At 67.1% G+C, this 15,239-nt stretch carries 11 protein-coding genes and 5 pseudogenes; 2 read left to right on the top strand and 14 right to left on the bottom strand.

The features are described from left to right. The 6 genes and pseudogenes from AB0G13_RS24250 to AB0G13_RS24225 all read right to left on the bottom strand — a co-directional run. The coding region (locus tag AB0G13_RS24250) for a beta-ketoacyl synthase N-terminal-like domain-containing protein (RefSeq protein ID WP_357878247.1) at window positions 1–1,703 on the bottom strand (1,703 nt) is incomplete at its 3' end. 1,531 nt (window positions 1,704–3,234) lie between these two features. Next, window positions 3,235–4,026: a 4'-phosphopantetheinyl transferase superfamily protein gene (locus tag AB0G13_RS24245; protein ID WP_357878256.1), complete on the bottom strand. Its 792-nt coding sequence runs from the start codon at window positions 4,024–4,026 to the stop codon at window positions 3,235–3,237. Continuing rightward, a pseudogene (locus tag AB0G13_RS24240) lies at window positions 4,000–4,488 on the bottom strand (flavin reductase family protein); the annotation flags it as partial. The gene AB0G13_RS24245 and the pseudogene AB0G13_RS24240, both read right to left, overlap by 27 nt. 33 nt (window positions 4,489–4,521) lie before the next feature. Further along, entirely contained in the window at window positions 4,522–4,944 is a 423-nt protein-coding gene (locus AB0G13_RS24235; RefSeq protein WP_357878244.1) for an acyl-CoA thioesterase, read from the bottom strand. A 7-nt stretch (window positions 4,945–4,951) separates the two neighbouring features. After that, entirely contained in the window at window positions 4,952–5,917 is a 966-nt protein-coding gene (locus AB0G13_RS24230) for a polyketide synthase dehydratase domain-containing protein (protein WP_357878241.1), read from the bottom strand. A 200-nt stretch (window positions 5,918–6,117) separates the two neighbouring features. Further along, a pseudogene (locus AB0G13_RS24225) lies at window positions 6,118–7,050 on the bottom strand (SDR family oxidoreductase); the annotation flags it as partial. Between the two features lie 745 nt (window positions 7,051–7,795). Here AB0G13_RS24225 and AB0G13_RS24220 point away from each other — a divergent pair. Next, complete coding sequence (locus tag AB0G13_RS24220) at window positions 7,796–7,930, top strand: hypothetical protein (protein WP_357878238.1); 135 nt, start codon at window positions 7,796–7,798, stop codon at window positions 7,928–7,930. Window positions 7,931–8,273: 343 nt separating this feature from the next. Here the strand turns inward: AB0G13_RS24220 and AB0G13_RS24215 are convergent. The 3 genes and pseudogenes from AB0G13_RS24215 to AB0G13_RS24205 all read right to left on the bottom strand — a co-directional run. Continuing rightward, a pseudogene (locus tag AB0G13_RS24215) lies at window positions 8,274–8,813 on the bottom strand (IS630 family transposase); the annotation flags it as partial. Between the two features lie 789 nt (window positions 8,814–9,602). Next, the gene (locus AB0G13_RS24210) at window positions 9,603–10,115 is read right to left on the bottom strand and encodes a hypothetical protein (RefSeq protein WP_357878235.1); all 513 of its coding nucleotides are present in this window, start codon (window positions 10,113–10,115) and stop codon (window positions 9,603–9,605) included. A gap of 761 nt (window positions 10,116–10,876) precedes the next feature. Further along, the gene (locus AB0G13_RS24205; RefSeq protein ID WP_357878232.1) at window positions 10,877–11,158 is read right to left on the bottom strand and encodes a hypothetical protein; all 282 of its coding nucleotides are present in this window, start codon (window positions 11,156–11,158) and stop codon (window positions 10,877–10,879) included. Window positions 11,159–11,435: 277 nt separating this feature from the next. On the opposite strand from AB0G13_RS24205, the gene AB0G13_RS24200 reads away from it, so the two are divergent. Continuing rightward, entirely contained in the window at window positions 11,436–11,927 is a 492-nt protein-coding gene (locus AB0G13_RS24200; protein WP_357878229.1) for a hypothetical protein, read from the top strand. A gap of 118 nt (window positions 11,928–12,045) precedes the next feature. Here the strand turns inward: AB0G13_RS24200 and AB0G13_RS24195 are convergent, their stop codons facing one another. From AB0G13_RS24195 to AB0G13_RS24175, 5 genes and pseudogenes are all read right to left on the bottom strand, one after another. Continuing rightward, on the bottom strand, window positions 12,046–13,275 hold the full coding sequence (locus tag AB0G13_RS24195) for a cytochrome P450 (RefSeq protein WP_357878226.1): 1,230 nt from the start codon (window positions 13,273–13,275) through the stop codon (window positions 12,046–12,048). Window positions 13,276–13,425: 150 nt separating this feature from the next. Beyond that, a pseudogene (locus AB0G13_RS24190) lies at window positions 13,426–13,708 on the bottom strand (transposase); the annotation flags it as partial. Between the two features lie 253 nt (window positions 13,709–13,961). Beyond that, window positions 13,962–14,417, bottom strand: a pseudogene (locus AB0G13_RS24185) (IS3 family transposase); the annotation flags it as partial. 15 nt (window positions 14,418–14,432) lie between these two features. Continuing rightward, window positions 14,433–14,816: an IS3 family transposase gene (locus AB0G13_RS24180; protein ID WP_357878253.1), complete on the bottom strand. Its 384-nt coding sequence runs from the start codon at window positions 14,814–14,816 to the stop codon at window positions 14,433–14,435. Window positions 14,817–14,873: 57 nt separating this feature from the next. Beyond that, window positions 14,874–15,170, bottom strand: a complete 297-nt coding sequence (locus AB0G13_RS24175; RefSeq protein ID WP_357878223.1) for a transposase — start codon at window positions 15,168–15,170, stop codon at window positions 14,874–14,876. Window positions 15,171–15,239 lie beyond the last annotated feature (69 nt).

Below are 15,239 nucleotides of genomic sequence, written 5' to 3'. Positions count from 1 at the left end.
CACAACGCCACACCCATGCCCACCCACTGCGCTCCCTGACCCGGAAACACGAACACCGGACCCGTCGCGCTACCCGCACCAGCCGCGACACCACGAACCACCACCGGCGAGGCGTCCAGATCCTGCAACCCGGCCGGATCCTGCAACCCGGCCAGATCCTGCAACCCGGCCAGGAACCCGGCCAAATCCTCGGCCACCACCACCGCCCGATGCGCAAACACCGACCGGGCGGTGGCCAGAGTCCAGGCCACATCCCGGGCCGAGATCTCCGGCTGCTCGGTCGCGAACGCCCGTAGCCTCATCGCCTGCTCACCCAACGCACGGGCCGTTCTCGCCGACAGCGACAGTGCCAACGGCGCCGACCCCATCGGCCCGCCGAGCCTGACACTCTCAACAACCTCAACGTCGGCGACCTCGCTTACGACGACGTGGCAGTTGGTGCCGCCCATGCCAAACGAGCTAACGCCCGCAACCAGCGGCCGGCTGGGATCCGGCCATCCAGCGGTCTGCGTCTGAACCTGTAGGTTCTGTTCCTCCAGCCGAACCCACGGACTCGCCTGCCGGAAGTTCAAGCTGGCGGGAATCTGGCGATGGTAGATTGCCAAGATCACCTTGAGTAATCCGGCGATACCCGCGGCACACTCAAGATGGCCAATGTTCGTCTTAACCGATCCCACCCGCAGTGGACCGTAAGCACGGCGGGGCCTGCCAACGGCCGCGCCCAGCGCGGCCGCCTCGATCGGATCACCAACCTTCGTGCCAGTGCCGTGCAACTCGACATACTGAATGTCTGCTGCTTGTACGCCTGCGCGTTCATGCGCGAACCGAATGACCTCCTCCTGCGCGGAGGCACTAGGAACCGTCAGACCTTCGCTTATCCCATCGTGGTTGATAGCGCTGCCGCGAATGATGCAATACACGTGGTCACCGTCGACCAATGCCTGCCGTAACGGTTTCAGTACAACTACTGCACCGCCTTCGCCGCGCACGAACCCGTTGGCTCGAGCATCAAATGTGAAACAGCGGCCATCCGGCGACAGTGCCCCGAACCTCGACAACTCAACGGCAGCCTCTGAGCTGAGATTGAGAATAACGCCGCCGACAATTGCGCTGGAACACTCGCCGCGACGCAGGCTGTCACAGGCGAGGTGAATGGCAACTAGCGACGACGACTGGGCGGTATCGACGGTGATGCTCGGTCCAGTCAACCCGAGCGTATACGACACCCGGTTGGCGATCATGCCACGCTGCAGGCCGGTGTTGCTGTGCGCAGTGATTGCCTCCAAACCGTACCGGCGCGATAGGGTTGCGTAGTCATCCTTATTCGCACCGATGAACACCCCGACGCGGGTGCCCCTAATTCGCTCCGGCACGACGCCGGCGTCCTCAAGCGCCTCCCAGCTCAGCTCAAGCGTCAGTCGCTGCTGCGGGTCAACGGCGGCAGCTTCCCGTGGCGAAATCCCGAAAAACCCAGCATCGAACTGGTCAACCCCGTCAAGGTAGCCCCCATACCCTGTACCCAGGGGCGGATTGCCCGGGTCGAACGGAGTGACGCCCCAGCGATCAGCAGGAGTGGATGAGATCGCGTCCAGCCCATCGCGTAACAGGGTCCAGAATGCTGCCGGACCAGCGGCGCGTGGCAGACGGCACGACACACCAATAACGGCAATCGCACTATCCTGGCCTCGGAAGGTCTCAGACATCGCTGAAGGTCTCAGACATCGCCATCCTCAGATATTCTAATCCACACTGCGGAAAACACGAACCAGCGGCCTGGAAGTGGGCCTGCCGGTGACGCCCCCGGCTGGGCTCACACAGTCACCTGACCTACACGTGATCTTCGATCACGGGCCAACAGGTCAGCGCCACGCGGTCGGAGTCTTGACACTGAATCGTTTGACGAGACGTCATTAGCAATGATCCGGCAGGCCGGGCACGTGAAGGCCTTTGGCGAATGTCCTTGAGAATCTGCCAGCGGACCCAATCGCGGAGGAACAGTGCAGCGATGCGACGGTTCGATCCACGCCCACTGGCGAGCGCCAATCGGCCGTGCCTTGTAGCGAGTTGAGCGAAAATGTAGTGCGCGATGCCCTGATCGTGTAGATTTCGTCGCCATAGCCTCGATCGGATTCGAGCGCATCCGGCAGGCGGCAGAGCCGCCGCAGTGCTCGCACTATTGGGACGGAATTGATTAGCGGCGTGAACTGGAGACGTCGAGCCGGTTGCCGACGGTCAGACTGACAGCGAGCGGGATACTCGCGCCTTCGATGATGACATGACGTTTCGAGCCGGTTTCGACGCTGCCGACCTATCGTGGGTCGCCCTTCTGATCCCACACGTACGAATTGTCGAACAGCGCCTACAGCCAGTCGAGCATGTCCGCAGCATGCGGATCGGCCGGCAGTACCTCGTGCAGGCTTTGCCGGACTCCCGCCTCGCGCCACTCGGCCAGTCGCCGGAAGCAGGCCATTCCGCAGCCGAGATCCTGCTCTTGTGGCACGAACCCCTAACGGTCCTCGCCCTACTGTCCGAACAGGACGCAGCGCACCACCTGTCGGTCGCGTCACCATTTCAATCCCAGCGGGCGGCACCACTGTGCGTGCCGGGCGACAGCGGCCCGGCCTAGTCCCAGAACCCGTCCAAAATCATTCATAGTAGCTGGCGGCCCTTCCACATCGCAAATCCACTATGGGCCACCGTCCGCAAGAGACTGGTGATCCTAAATTGTCTTGTGAGGCGATCCATGAGGTGCGGCAGACCCGCTAATTGCCTGGAGCAGCCGACTGCCCCAACCTGGCCGGAAAGACACTTCGAGGTGAACGATGCAGCCTGCGATCAAGAAGCTTAGGGCTCTGCGTTCCGAACACGGTGAACCTGATGCTACGTAACGAAGGCAATGACGAGCTTGTGCAAGTCACGACCGGGCTAACTCGCTGGGCCCTAGGAGCGAATGCCTGGAGCAGCGGCGGTCGAGGTAGCGTGACGAGCCGCCCGGCGATCAACGCCGATCCCACGGCCGAAGGGGCGAACGTGGACGAGGCATCGATGATCCTTCCCCCGTAGAAGTTTTCTTCACCGGAACGACTCCATACACGATTCTCAATCTCCGCGCACCCTGTCAAGAGTCCGGCGCAACGACCGCAATCACGAAGAAGTGGCGCGATGACGCGGCCCGGCTGGTCGTGTCGTTCGGCGACACCGGCGAGTTCGGCTGGCTCTGACCGCCGGTCCAGGTCAGCGGACAAAGCCGGTGGCGGCAAACGCCTCCGCGCCGTCGCGTACGCGGACCCGCACGGGCCGGACCGACAACACTGTGACCGCCCCGACATAACCCGGTCCGGGATCCAGATCGACGATCTGCGCCGTCCCGACGAGGTCCGGGCGGTCGATGAAGCCGGTCAGCCGGGCCGGGTCGTGCGGCGCCCACACTGTCAGGTTCGACATCGAGATCCGCAGCCCGTCGCCGGTCGCCTTCAGCACCGACTCCTTGCGCGTCCAACAGTGGAAGAATGCCTGGGTCCGGGCCGGCCGGCCGTGAACAGCGCGGAAGTCCGCGCGCTCGGCGTCGCTGAGCACCAGTCCCAGCATGCTGTCGACGTCGACGTCGGCGATCACCTGCTCGGCGTCTACTCCGACGGCTGCGTCCGCGCACAGCGCGACCGCCACCCGGTCGCCGGCATGCGTGAGGGAGACGTTGAGCGTGCTTCCGACGACCTCAGGGCGCCCGTGCGGCCCTCGGCAGTCCGGGCACTCGCGGCGAAGCTTGACCTTCCGCGGATCGTCATCGGCCGACTCGGCAACCGCGACCTTGAGGAGCGCGGTGGCCGTCGTGAACCGCCGTCGCGCCGCGACCCGGCAGAGGGACCCGGCGCGGGCCCGCTCCGATTCGCTGAGCAGGTCCTCGCACCAGTCGGGAGCGTCGGCCGGGTCGATGCACCACACGTGGCAGTCGGTCGGGGCGACCGCCACGCCTGCGGGTCCGGCCAACAGGCGGCACGGACGGAGGAACTGGCCGTTGAGGAACATCAGCGCGTCCTCACCGGGCCGGCGCCACAACGACAGCAGCCGACCGACGTAGATCGTATGGTCGCCCGCCTCGTGGCTTTGGTCCAGTTCGCATTCGAGGTGGGCCAGCACCCCGTCGATAAGCGACGCGCCACTGTAGGCGCCGGGGAACCACGACACGGCATCGAACTGTTCCGGGCCGACCGGCCGTCGTTTGTCGGCGAAGTACCGCGCCACCTCCCTCTGGTCGGACGCCAGGATCGACACCGCGAAGGTGGCCTGCCGATCGAGCACGTGGTGCATCCGGGCGTCCCGTCCGACACAGACCAGGATCAGTGGCGGAGCAAGGGATACCGCGGTAAAGGAGTTGGCCGTCATGCCGTGTGCCAGGTCTCCGCCCGCCGTCACCACGGTGACCCCGGTGGCGAAGGCGCCGAGGAAGCGTCGCACGGATGCCTGCTCGTGGACGGCATCGTGAGCCAGCTGGAGCCTTTCCACATTCCCTCCTGGGGCCGCCTAGGAATAGGGCTGTAGGGCCTTGGCCAACGCCTCCGGCACGCGGGCCGGGGACGTCCGGGTGTTGGGCCCCCGCATGCAGGCGACCCGTTGATTGCCGCGAGCGACCAGCGTTTCCCCGCCCGCGGCCAGCCGCACGTAGTCGAAGCCGAACTGCAGCTGTGTCTGGGCCAGTTCGATCAGTCGCATGCGGATGGAGAGCTCGTCGAACGCGGTGAGCTCAGCGAAGAACTCGCAGTCCACCTTGAGGGTGAACAGCTTCAGGTCCTGCTGGAGGTCCTCGAGCACCGAAGACGCCCGGTCCTTGAGGAACATCTCCCGGCACCGGCTCTGCCAGCGCAGGTAATTGAGGTAGTAGACGTTGCCCACCATGTTGGTTTCCTCGAACCCCACGGTTTGGCGGTACTCGTAACACTCCTCCACGGTCTATTCACGCCCTCCGCTGAGAACGGCCACGGCAACCTTGTCGTGGACGCCGGACACTCGAGTGACAAAAGGTGGCTACCCGCCGGTCGCCGCACCCGAGCACGACCCAGCCGATCGGCTCGGCCGCCGTCACACGCCATTCGCCGGCGTCGGGCAGGCATTGCCGGGCGACCTGGAGACGCGTTGCCGCCGCGTCCAGTGGTTCGCTGGCGGCCTCGGCAACCAGATGCGCCACCGACGCGTGCTCGCCCAGTCGGTCGGCCCATGCTTGCCCGGTCCGGCTCTCCACCGCGGCGACGGCGCAGCCAACCGGATCCGTGGCCGCGACGCACAGGGCGAGACCGGCCGCCGAACTGGCCGACACCGTGCGCTTGCCGGGGACCCGCGGTTGACCGTCCTCGCTGTACCGGACCATGACCGGCCCACCAAGGGCCCGGCCGACCGCGACCGTGGTGATCGGCTGGAGCGGCCCGGCCGGTGCGGGCTCGACCGCGACCGCGATCGCCGACCCCAGCACGTCGTGCATCGCCCGTTCCAGGTAGGAACCGAGCAGGACCGGATACCAGGGCCCCGACCCGTCCCGCTTCCGTACGGCACGCAGCCGCAGGCCCTCCCACCGATCGACGACCGCGCCGGCCGCGTCGCGCAAAGCGATGTCGTAGACGTAGGCGTCCCCGTCCCGTGAGCGCTCCGTGGCGCGGAACCGGAGCGAGTCGGCGTCGAACATGGCCGCGCCGGCCGGCACGTTCCGCTCGATCCCCTCCGGAAGCAACGTCGCGTCGGGCACGCAGACCTGGTTGCCGTGCATCATCGCGTCCCGTACACCCGGATCGCCGAGCAGCAGCGTGGACGGCAGATAGGCCGCGAACCAGTCGGTCCTGGCGTCGGCCGCCACGGTGGCGTCCACGTCGCGGGCCGTGGCGAGGTGGTAGGTCCGCAGGCGTTGGAACCGGTGTCCCTGGAACAGCACCGGGCCGTAGAGGTCGGTCGCCGGGTCGAGCGGCACCTCGGGCAGGCCCGGCTCGATCTGCTCGGGTGCGCCGGCCGCCGGGGTGGTTGGCCGGAAGCACAACCGCGCTCGGAAGTGGTCGGTGGCGAAGCGGTCTCCTCGCTGTGCAACGCGACCTCGACCGTGCCCGAACCGGTAACCACGGCCGCGACCCGGATCCGGATGCTGTCGTGCACCGGCACGACGATCGGCCGGAGAAACTCGACGTTCTCGGCGACCGGCGCGGTGGCCTCACCGGTGACGGCCGCCGCCACCTGTGCCATGGCCTCCATCCCGAAGACCGCCGGGAAGAGCTGGTTGCCGTCGAGCAGGTGATCGGTCAGGTACAGGTCGGTTCCCGCGCTCAGCTCGACCTCGCAGATCAGCTCGACCCCGTGGTAGCGCACCAGCGGACGGTCGACGAAGCGCAGCAGCGGCAGCTCCGGCTGGTCGTAGCGCATCGTGTCGATGCTGTTGGTGCGGCCGCTGATGACCACCGTGGTCGGCGTATGCGGGTCGGCCAGCAGACGCCGCAGCACGGCGATCCCCTGGTCGGGCGAGATGGCGCTCACCCCTTCGCGGCCGAGCGTCTCGATTACGTTGAGCCGTTCACCCATGCCCACGCCCGACCACACCGACCACTCGAGACACATCGTGCGGACGTGCGGATTGCGCTTGCCGAACTCGGCAGTGGCCTCGGCCAGCCATTCGTTCGCCATGGCGTAGTGGGCCTCACCGCGCAGCCCGGTACGGCCGATGCTGCTGCCCAGGGTGACCAGCAGCCGTAGGTCCTGGGGATCGACGGCTGCCAGTACGGCGCGCAGGCCGCCAACCTTCGGCGCGAAGGTGCGGGCAATGGTTTCGGTCTCCAGGGTCACCAGCGACGCCGGTTCGTTGCGACCGGCGCCGTGCAGCACCGCGGTGACCGGGCCGAGCGTCGCGGTCAGCGTGGCCACTGCGTGCTTGACCGACCGGGCGTCGGTGACATCGGCCCGCGCGTACTCGACGGTGAGACCGGCCTGTGCCGTCCGCTGGAGGTTGGCCGAGAGCTCGGCGTCCTGGGCCGGGTCCGATCGCCCCAGCAACGCGAGCTTGGCCCCGCTGTCCTGGGCCATGGCCAGGGCGCACTCGGCCGTGATGCCCTTGCCGCCCCCGGTGACCAGCAGCACGTCCTGCGCCGTGAGGGCCGGGACGGTCCGGGCCGGTTCGAAGGGCAGCACCCGCAACGTCGGGTCCGGCGGGTGCCGTCCGCGTCGTAGAACACCTCCGCGAAGGACTCCGTTGCGGCGGTCTCGGCGGTCACCCGGGCCACCGCCTGATCATCGGTGGCCAGATGGACCACGATGACCGGGGTCTGCGGCGACTCCAGATGCAGCGTCTTGGCCAGCCCGGCCGCGCTCCGATCGTGCTGGACCAGGACGAACCGCCGGCTGGACAGGTCGGCCAGAACGGCCTTGGCTCCCCGCAAGGCCAGTTCGAGGTCGCCCTCGGCGCAGGCCGGCGGCAGGCAGACCAGCACGCCCGCGCCCACCCCGGCCTGGGCCAGGGCCGTGCCCAGCCCCGGGACGAACGGGTGACCGGCCGGTGCGAAGACCTGCCACTCGCCGTCGGCGACCGCGGCCATCCGGTGCGGGATCGGCGTGACGTCCAGGTCAACCGACCAGGGGCGGACCCAGGACGCCGCCCCGACGGACACCGCCGGCGCGACCGGCTCCACGGTCTCGGGCGGGACAAGGCGTCGAAAGCGTCCGCCAGTTCCCGCAGGGTCGAGGTGGCGAAGTTCCGCGGGGCCTGCGCGGCCGCGATCCCCAGCTGGGCCGCGACCTGATTGACGATCTGGCCGACGGTGATGGAGCTCAGGTGCAGGTGGTCGAGCAGCCGGCTGTCCGGGCCGACCAGGTCCAGCGGCAGCTCGGCCCGCTCGGCGGCGAGCCGCCGCAACAGCTCCAGGCTGGAGGCGGGGGCATCACCGGCGGCGACCGCGGCCACCGGTGAGCTTGTTGAGACCTGCGTCGGTGCAGCTCAAGCGGCATGGTGCATTCTTTGAGGAGGCCGCCGATGCCGTTGCAGCCTTGGGATGCCGAGCCTAGATACGGATCTTGTCTGAGCCGGCGCGCGGTGAGGCGACCGGGGTAACAGGTCATGCCTTCGCGGTGCCGTGGTGCAGACGGTGGTCGTCGTTTGCGCACGAGGTCTCACTGCGCCCTACGCCGCGATCTCTCACCCGATGAGGTGGGAGACGCCGCTGACCCATCGCACTGGTGGCGGTGGTGCCTCCTCCATCCGGGCGGCTCCGCGCGGCTAGTGCGCTGACCACGAACGTTCTCCGGGTCTGGTGTCAGGCGGCTTTGGAGCGCGGTCGGCCCCAGCGTTGTTGGCGTTCGCAACGGATGCCTGCGCATTCGCGGCGTTGTATGGCTAGGACGCTGGGGTGGCGGGCGTCGGCGTTGCGCCAGCGTAGGTATGCCTGCCGGTCGCGGGCGAGAACGGTGTGGTTGGGGTAGTTGGAAGAGGTCATGGTGACGCTGCGTAGCGGCCTAAACTGGGCCTCGATCGGGTTGGCCCAGGCGACGCTGGTCGGGGTCAGGCAGAGTTCGACCTGTTCCGCGCGCCAGGTCCGGATGCGGCGTCTTGTTCGTGGTCAGGTTGTCCAGGATTACGTAGACGGGTGCACCGTCCGGGCGGGCGGCCGGATCGTCTAGAGCGCGGTCAGGTGTGTGGTCGCCGCCTTTGCGGCGGCGCATGACCCAGAACTGTTCGTCGCCTAGGCTGGCTGTAGCAGCCGTGGAAGTAGCGGATCCCGTGCGTACGGGGGTAGTTGGCCGGGCGGCCGGTCCGGGCGCTTGGCCGGCGACCACGAGCTGCCGTGGTGCGGGCGGCCTCCCTTGCGATACCGACGGACACCGCGCCAGACATCGCGGTGTCGCCCCTTTGCGACACCGCTCTTGCCCTTCAAGACTTTCGGCCACCGCATCGTAGCCGGCTTCGTCGGACCTCATCTGGGCGCGCACTGGCGCTGCCCGTGCTGGTAGACGAGAAGCCCAATCTCTGAACGGACAGGAGCCGGAACCTCCGAGTTTGACACCTCTGTACAGGTCCGGGCGGGGACAGTGCAGGCGACCGCCCAGACGATCTCCGCTAACCATTTCGTATAGATGAGGCCCGTACGACCGTTCCGCGCCAGGTCTCGTCGATCGCGTCGGTCACCCATCGCAGCACACGATTAGCAGGTCGCCTAATGTACGCCGGCACGTGGAGACCCGGCCGCGGGAGACTGGCGAGGATGGACTGCTGCGCAGCCCATCAAGCGAGTCATCGGATCCGCATTGGTGGCGAAATTGCCAGCCATATCGTTGGATGGACTCAAGGGGCCCTCCCCGAGGCGTGCGCGGCCCGCACTACCTGTCCTACGGCGGCCGCAAGCTTACCGCCACGGCGGTGCGCCCGACCGGCGCTGCGATCAATACCGCCGCTGCCGGGCCCGACGGGCCGCGTTCAATCGGGTGCAGGACCGCGAGCGCCGAGCGTCGTCCCGGTGTGGGAACGCCTGGAACGGATTCGTACGGGTTCTCGGCCCTCGAAGCCGACGTCGGCAAGGTCATTCGCACTCACGTTCTGCCTGCAGCGGCCTGAACCCGTGTCCGGGAGGCGTGCGACATGGTCTGGCTCAGAGTGGCCGCCCGCGCGTCCGTCCCTGGCGCCATGGATCCGGCGCCTTACCGCTTCGTCGCAGCTCCTTAATCCAGCCGTTGGCGACCTGCCGGGGAACCGAGTAGTGCTCGGCGACCCTCGCCGCACTCCCCATCTTCCAGTACGTGACGGGGAAGTCGGGCGGCATGTCGCTTACGTGCTTACCGACGCGTCTGGGCGGCACCTTGTCCGCAGGCGCCGACGTCCGCCCTCCGTCGATTGGCTGCGCAGGTTCGTCTCGTTCTATGTCGTGTCTGTCAACGATGTCTAGCACCGAGCCAGCGGGTTCCGCGTCTCCGGATAGCCGAAACGCAATCTCGATAACCTGTCGAAAGTCCAGCTCAGCCAGCGTCTGCGGTATGGCGGAGCCACCGTCGTCAGGCCGTACCGAAATCTCCCGGACGGTAGGGCCAGCTGAGGCCAGGTCCACAACGACCTTTATCTGCCCGCTGCCGCCAACCTGCTCAACTGTGATGAGGTACTCGCTCATCAAAGCTCTCCTTTATGCGGTGAGCCCGACCACGGGCAGCACACTGTTACGATGGTTTACCGTTCAGCTTCCGCAACCGGCCTATCCAACCCTTCGCCGTGTGCCGCGGAACCCCGTAGTGTTCGGCGACGCCGGTGACGGTACCAGCGGCCTCGTACACGGCCCTGACCTCTTCCGCATCAGGCATGCGCCGGTAGGCGCGGCCCGACCCCGTCCCCTGAGAGCGCGTCGCCTCTGCGGGTTGTACCGCGGCAAGCCGGCCATGATCCGCCGAACCGTCAACCGACTGCTGAGTGTCGGACCGCCTGCGAGTCGTAACCCGACCGCCAGCGGGCGCGCTGGGACCAACGACTCCAGTCGCCGCGCCGGCCCCCACTGCCGAACTACTGGCACGCGAGGCTCCCGCGCCCCCAATTAGTGCCTGCCCGATCGCCTCAAGATCTATCTCAGGCAGCGAGCTGACAGTCAAACCGGCCGGGCCATTGCTGCGCATCGTTATCTCAGCGATCCGGTGCACGCCGCCGCTGGCTTCAACCCTGATCAGGAGTTGAACCGCGCCAGCAGCTTCATCGTCATCCGTTGATATAGCGACACGAAAAACAGTCATCCCGATATATTAGTCCTTCGCCTTGCGGTGCCGGCAATGACGTCCGCCCTGGTCATGACAGGTTTGACGGCCAGGACGAGATCTTGTGCTCCTCGACCTGTCCAGGCTGCTCGTATCGGTGACCACCACTGGGCGAGGATGCCTGGTTGTGCTCCTACGACTGGCGTACCTCGGCATGACCAACGCGCTGGCGATGCTGCGGCTGCTGACTATGAGCGATCGGGCCAAGGACGCGGAAATTCTGGCCCTGCGACACCAGATCGCCGTCCTCGAACGGCAGATGCACGGCCGCAAGGTCCGATTCGCTCTCGCTGATCGTGCCTTGCTCGCCGCTCTGCTGCACCGACTCCCCCGCGACGTGCTGCGCCGGATCCGGTTGTTGGTTCGTCCCGAGACCGTGCTTCGCTGGCACCGTGACCTGATCGCTGCCCGGCACGCCCGCATCTCCCGCCCGAGACGGCTCGGCCGGCCGCCGACAGTCCGCTCGATCCGCGTGCTGGTGCTGCGCCTGGCTCGGGAGAACAACTCGTGGGGGGTATCGGCGCATCCACGGCGAACTGCTCGTCCTCGGTGTCAAGGTCGGCGCGTCCACCGTCTGGGAGATCCTCAAGGAGGCCGGTATCGATCCGGCACCCCACCGCACGTCCCACACCTGGGCTGCGTTTCTGCGGTCCCAGGCCGAAGCGATCATCGCCGCCGACTTCTTCGGAACAGTGACGCTGACCGGCGCCAGGATGTACATCCTGGCGACCATCGAGCACGTCACACGACGGGTTCGGATCCTCGGCTCGACCGGCCACCCGACCGCCGCCTGGGTCACCCAAGCGGTCCGCAACCTCGGCATGGACCTCCACGACGCCGGCTGCCAGGCCCGTTTCCTGATCCGCGATCGGGACGGCAAATACCCGGCGCTGTTTGACACGATCCTCGCCGACACAGGGATCACGGTCGTCCTCACCGGCGTCCAGATGCCCCGGATGAACGCGATCATGGAACGCTGGATTCAGACCTGCCGCTATGAGCTGCTCGACCCGCATGCTGATCTTCAACCAGCGCCACCTGCTGCACGCCCTTCGGGAATACGAGTGGCACTACAACGAGCACCGATCCCACCGCGGGATTTCCAACGCACGGCCCCTGCATCCGCTGCCCAAACCGATCACCAACCCAGACACGATCACGCACCTGACCATCCGCCGCCGTGACCGCCTCGGCGGACTCCTCCACGAATACGAGCATGCCGCCTGAACTGCACGGACAGGGTTTCCGGCACCCGCAGGGCGGGCGGCCGGAGGGCCGGCGGCCGGAGGGCCGGCGGCCGGGTCAGTCGCGGGCGGTGAGCTCGACCCGCAGCGTGTTCAGGTGATGCTGGAACGGCGAGCTGGCCTGCCAGTCCGGTGTCGCGTCGACCGGGCGCAGGTCCGGGAAACGATCAAGCAGGATGCGGAAACACTCGTCCGTTTCCATCCGGGCCAGCGCGGCGCCCAGGCAGTAGGACGCGCCCATGCCGAACGCGGTGTGCCGGTTGGGGGTACGGGTGACGTCGAAACGGTCGGGTTCGTCGAACACCTCGGGGTCGCGGTTGCCGGCCACCATGGCGAGGTAGATGGTCTGGTGCGCCGCAATGGGCACGTCGTCGATCACCACCGGTTCGGTGGTGATCCGCACGACGCTCCCGCCCGGCCCGTCGCAGCGCAGCATCTCTTCCACGGCTGACGGGGTCAGCTCTGGCTTTCTCTTGAGCAGGTCGAGCTGCTCGGGGTTCTGGAACAGCAGGAGCAGCCCGTTCGCGATGAGGTGGGCCGTCGTCTCGTGGCCGGCGAACAGCAGCAGCACGCAGTTGGCGACGATCTCGTCCTCGGTGACCAGGCCGTCCTTCTCGGCGGCCGCGAACGTGCTCAGCACGTCCTCGCGCGGCCGTTGCCGGCGCTCCGCCAGCAGTGGCCGCAGGTAGTCCTGCATCTCCAGGATGCTGCGCTGGCACTGGCGCAGCCGGGCCAGGCTGGCGATCTGGAAGACCGCGAGGACGTCCCGCGACCAGGCCTGGAGCAGCTCGCGGTCGCGGATCGGCATGCCGAGCATCTCGGCGATGACGTTCGCCGGCAGCGGGTACGCCAGGTCCTTGACCACGTCCATCCGGCCCTGCGGCGCCACGGCGTCGAGCAGCTCGTGGGTCAACTCCCGTACCCGCGGGCGCAGCGCGTCCACTGTGGCGGGCGTGAAGTACCGCTTCAACAGCTGCTGGAAGCGGACGTGGTCAGCGGTGTTGGTGTGCCCCATCCACATGTCGATCGAGGCGCGCAGCGGCAGCAGCTCGTCCTGCTCGGCGGGACTCAGCCGCCGGAGACCCTGGGCCATGTTCGCGTTGGCCAGGCGGCGGTCCTTCATCCCGGCGACGATGTCCGCGTGCCGGGTGACGAGGTACGCGTTGAGCTCCGGAACCCAGGTCACCGGGGTTTCCGCCCGAATCCGGTGGAACAGGCGGGTCGGGTTTTCCTGCGCCTCGGGGGTGAACAAGCTGTTCTGCCGAATCGTCCCGTTCATATCCTCCATGCAGTGATTATGACGTGGGACGTACGCCGGCACCATGCCCGCCAGCCGCGGGCCCCTGTCGCTCGACCGGCCGGAAAAGTTCCCAGCAAAGCGCAGGAAATTGGCGGGAACCAGGTCGCGGCGGGTTTCGACTAGGGCCTGTCCTGCCGATCATGGAAGCCAGATGATGGCGGCGATCAATACGAGGCTGGCCCGGTAGAGGGATGCGCGTTTGGGCGTAGCGGGTGGCCAGGTCACGCCACTGCTTGAGGCGGTTGAAGCAGCGTTCCACGACGTTGCGCTTGCGGTAGGTCGTCTTGTCGAAGGTGGGTGGCCTGCCGCCGGCGCTTCCTCTGGCGGTCCGGCGGGCGACCTGGTCCGACCGTTCGGGAATGACGTGCCGGATCCCGCGTTGCCGCAACGCTCGGCGGGTCGAGTCGTGCGCATCTCCCTTGTAACGGAAAGTAGCCGGAGCGGGCTTGTCATTACTTGCCTGAGATGGTCGTTGAGCTGCAATTACGCCGCTTAGCCCTCACCAACCCTTGTCACTCTTCGCCAAGATTTGGCTCGGGTTTTTTCGGGGGGTAAACGGGGGGTCCAAGGTCGGCCGTCCGCCACGTCCAACCGTCTACCGACCGGTTCTGCGCGCCTCACAGATCGCGTACCGACCGAACTCGCGGCAACCCGTCTTCGGTCTGAAGTGACCCCTACCGGCCGGACACCTCGATGCTTGTCAGGGACTCGTGGTGGATCTTCTCGTAGGTGTTGGGGCTGACGTTACCCAGACGGCTGTGTCGGCGGCGAGGGTTGTAGAAGCCCTCGATGTAGGAGAAGACCTCCATCTCCAGTTCGTGCCGGCTGGGCCAGGCGCGGGTGTAGACCAACTCGGTCTTCAAGGTGGCGAAGAACGTCTCGGCCAGGGCGTTGTCGAAGCAGTCGGCCACGGAACCCATTGAGGCGAGGACGCCGCAGGAGCGCAGAGTGCGGCCGAACTCGAAAGACGTGTACTGGGTGCCGCGGTCGGAGTGGTGAATGACCTGGTCCCGGGCGGGTCGGCGGTGCTGGATGGCCATGCCGACTGCGTCGAGGATCAGTTCGGTGCGCAGGTGATCGGCCATCGCCCAGCCCACCACCTTGCGGGAGTAGGCGTCGACCACGACCGCGAGGTAGAGGAGTCCTTACCAGGTGCGCAGGTAGGAGATGTCGGCGACCCACAACCGGTTCGGGGCGTCAGCGGTGAACTGCCGCTGGACCAGGTCCGGCGCGGTTGCGGTCGATGCCGGCTTGCGGCGGGGCTTTCCGCGCCGGCGTCGGTGGGCGCCTTCGATGCCGGCCAGCCGCATCAGCCGGGACACCGCCTTGCGGTTCCACCGGTGGCCGCGTTCGTGCAGCTCGGCGGTGAGTCGTCGGGCGCCGTAGACGCCGCGGTGTTCCGCCCACGCCTGTCGGGTGACCTCGACGCGTTGCTGGTCGTGGCGTTTCCGCTCGGCAGCACGCTGGCGTCCCTGCCGGAGCCAGTCGTAGAAGGCGCTGTGTCCGACACCGAGGAGCCGGCAGAGCAGACGGACCGGGTAGGTGGTCTTCTCCGCAGCGATGAACCGGTACCACGTCGGTCCGGTTCACCGCTCCGTCTCGCGTGCGAAGAAGACCGCGGCTTTTTTCAAGATCTCCTTCTCCAGCTCCAACTGGGCCACCTGCCGCCGTAACCGCAGCAGCTCGGCACGCTCATCGCCACTGAGCACCGACGACGGCTCGCCGCCGTCGCGTTCCTGCCGCAACTGAGCGACCCAGTTGCGCAGCGTCTCGTGGTTGACGCCCAACTCCCGGCCCACGTCACGGATCGTGCGGCCGGAATCCAGCACCAACGCCGCGGCCTGACGCCGGAACTCCTCGGGGTACTTGCTCTGTCGAGCCAAAACGGTTTCCTCGTCCTCGGCAGGATGCCAAGTCAGGAGGTGTCCGGTCTCAGGGGGTCACTTCAACAG

It is taken from the genome of Micromonospora sp. NPDC023633 (genome assembly GCF_040640035.1).
Classification (GTDB): Bacteria; Actinomycetota; Actinomycetes; order Mycobacteriales; family Micromonosporaceae; genus Micromonospora.
This window is presented reverse-complemented; position numbering and strand designations above follow the sequence as displayed.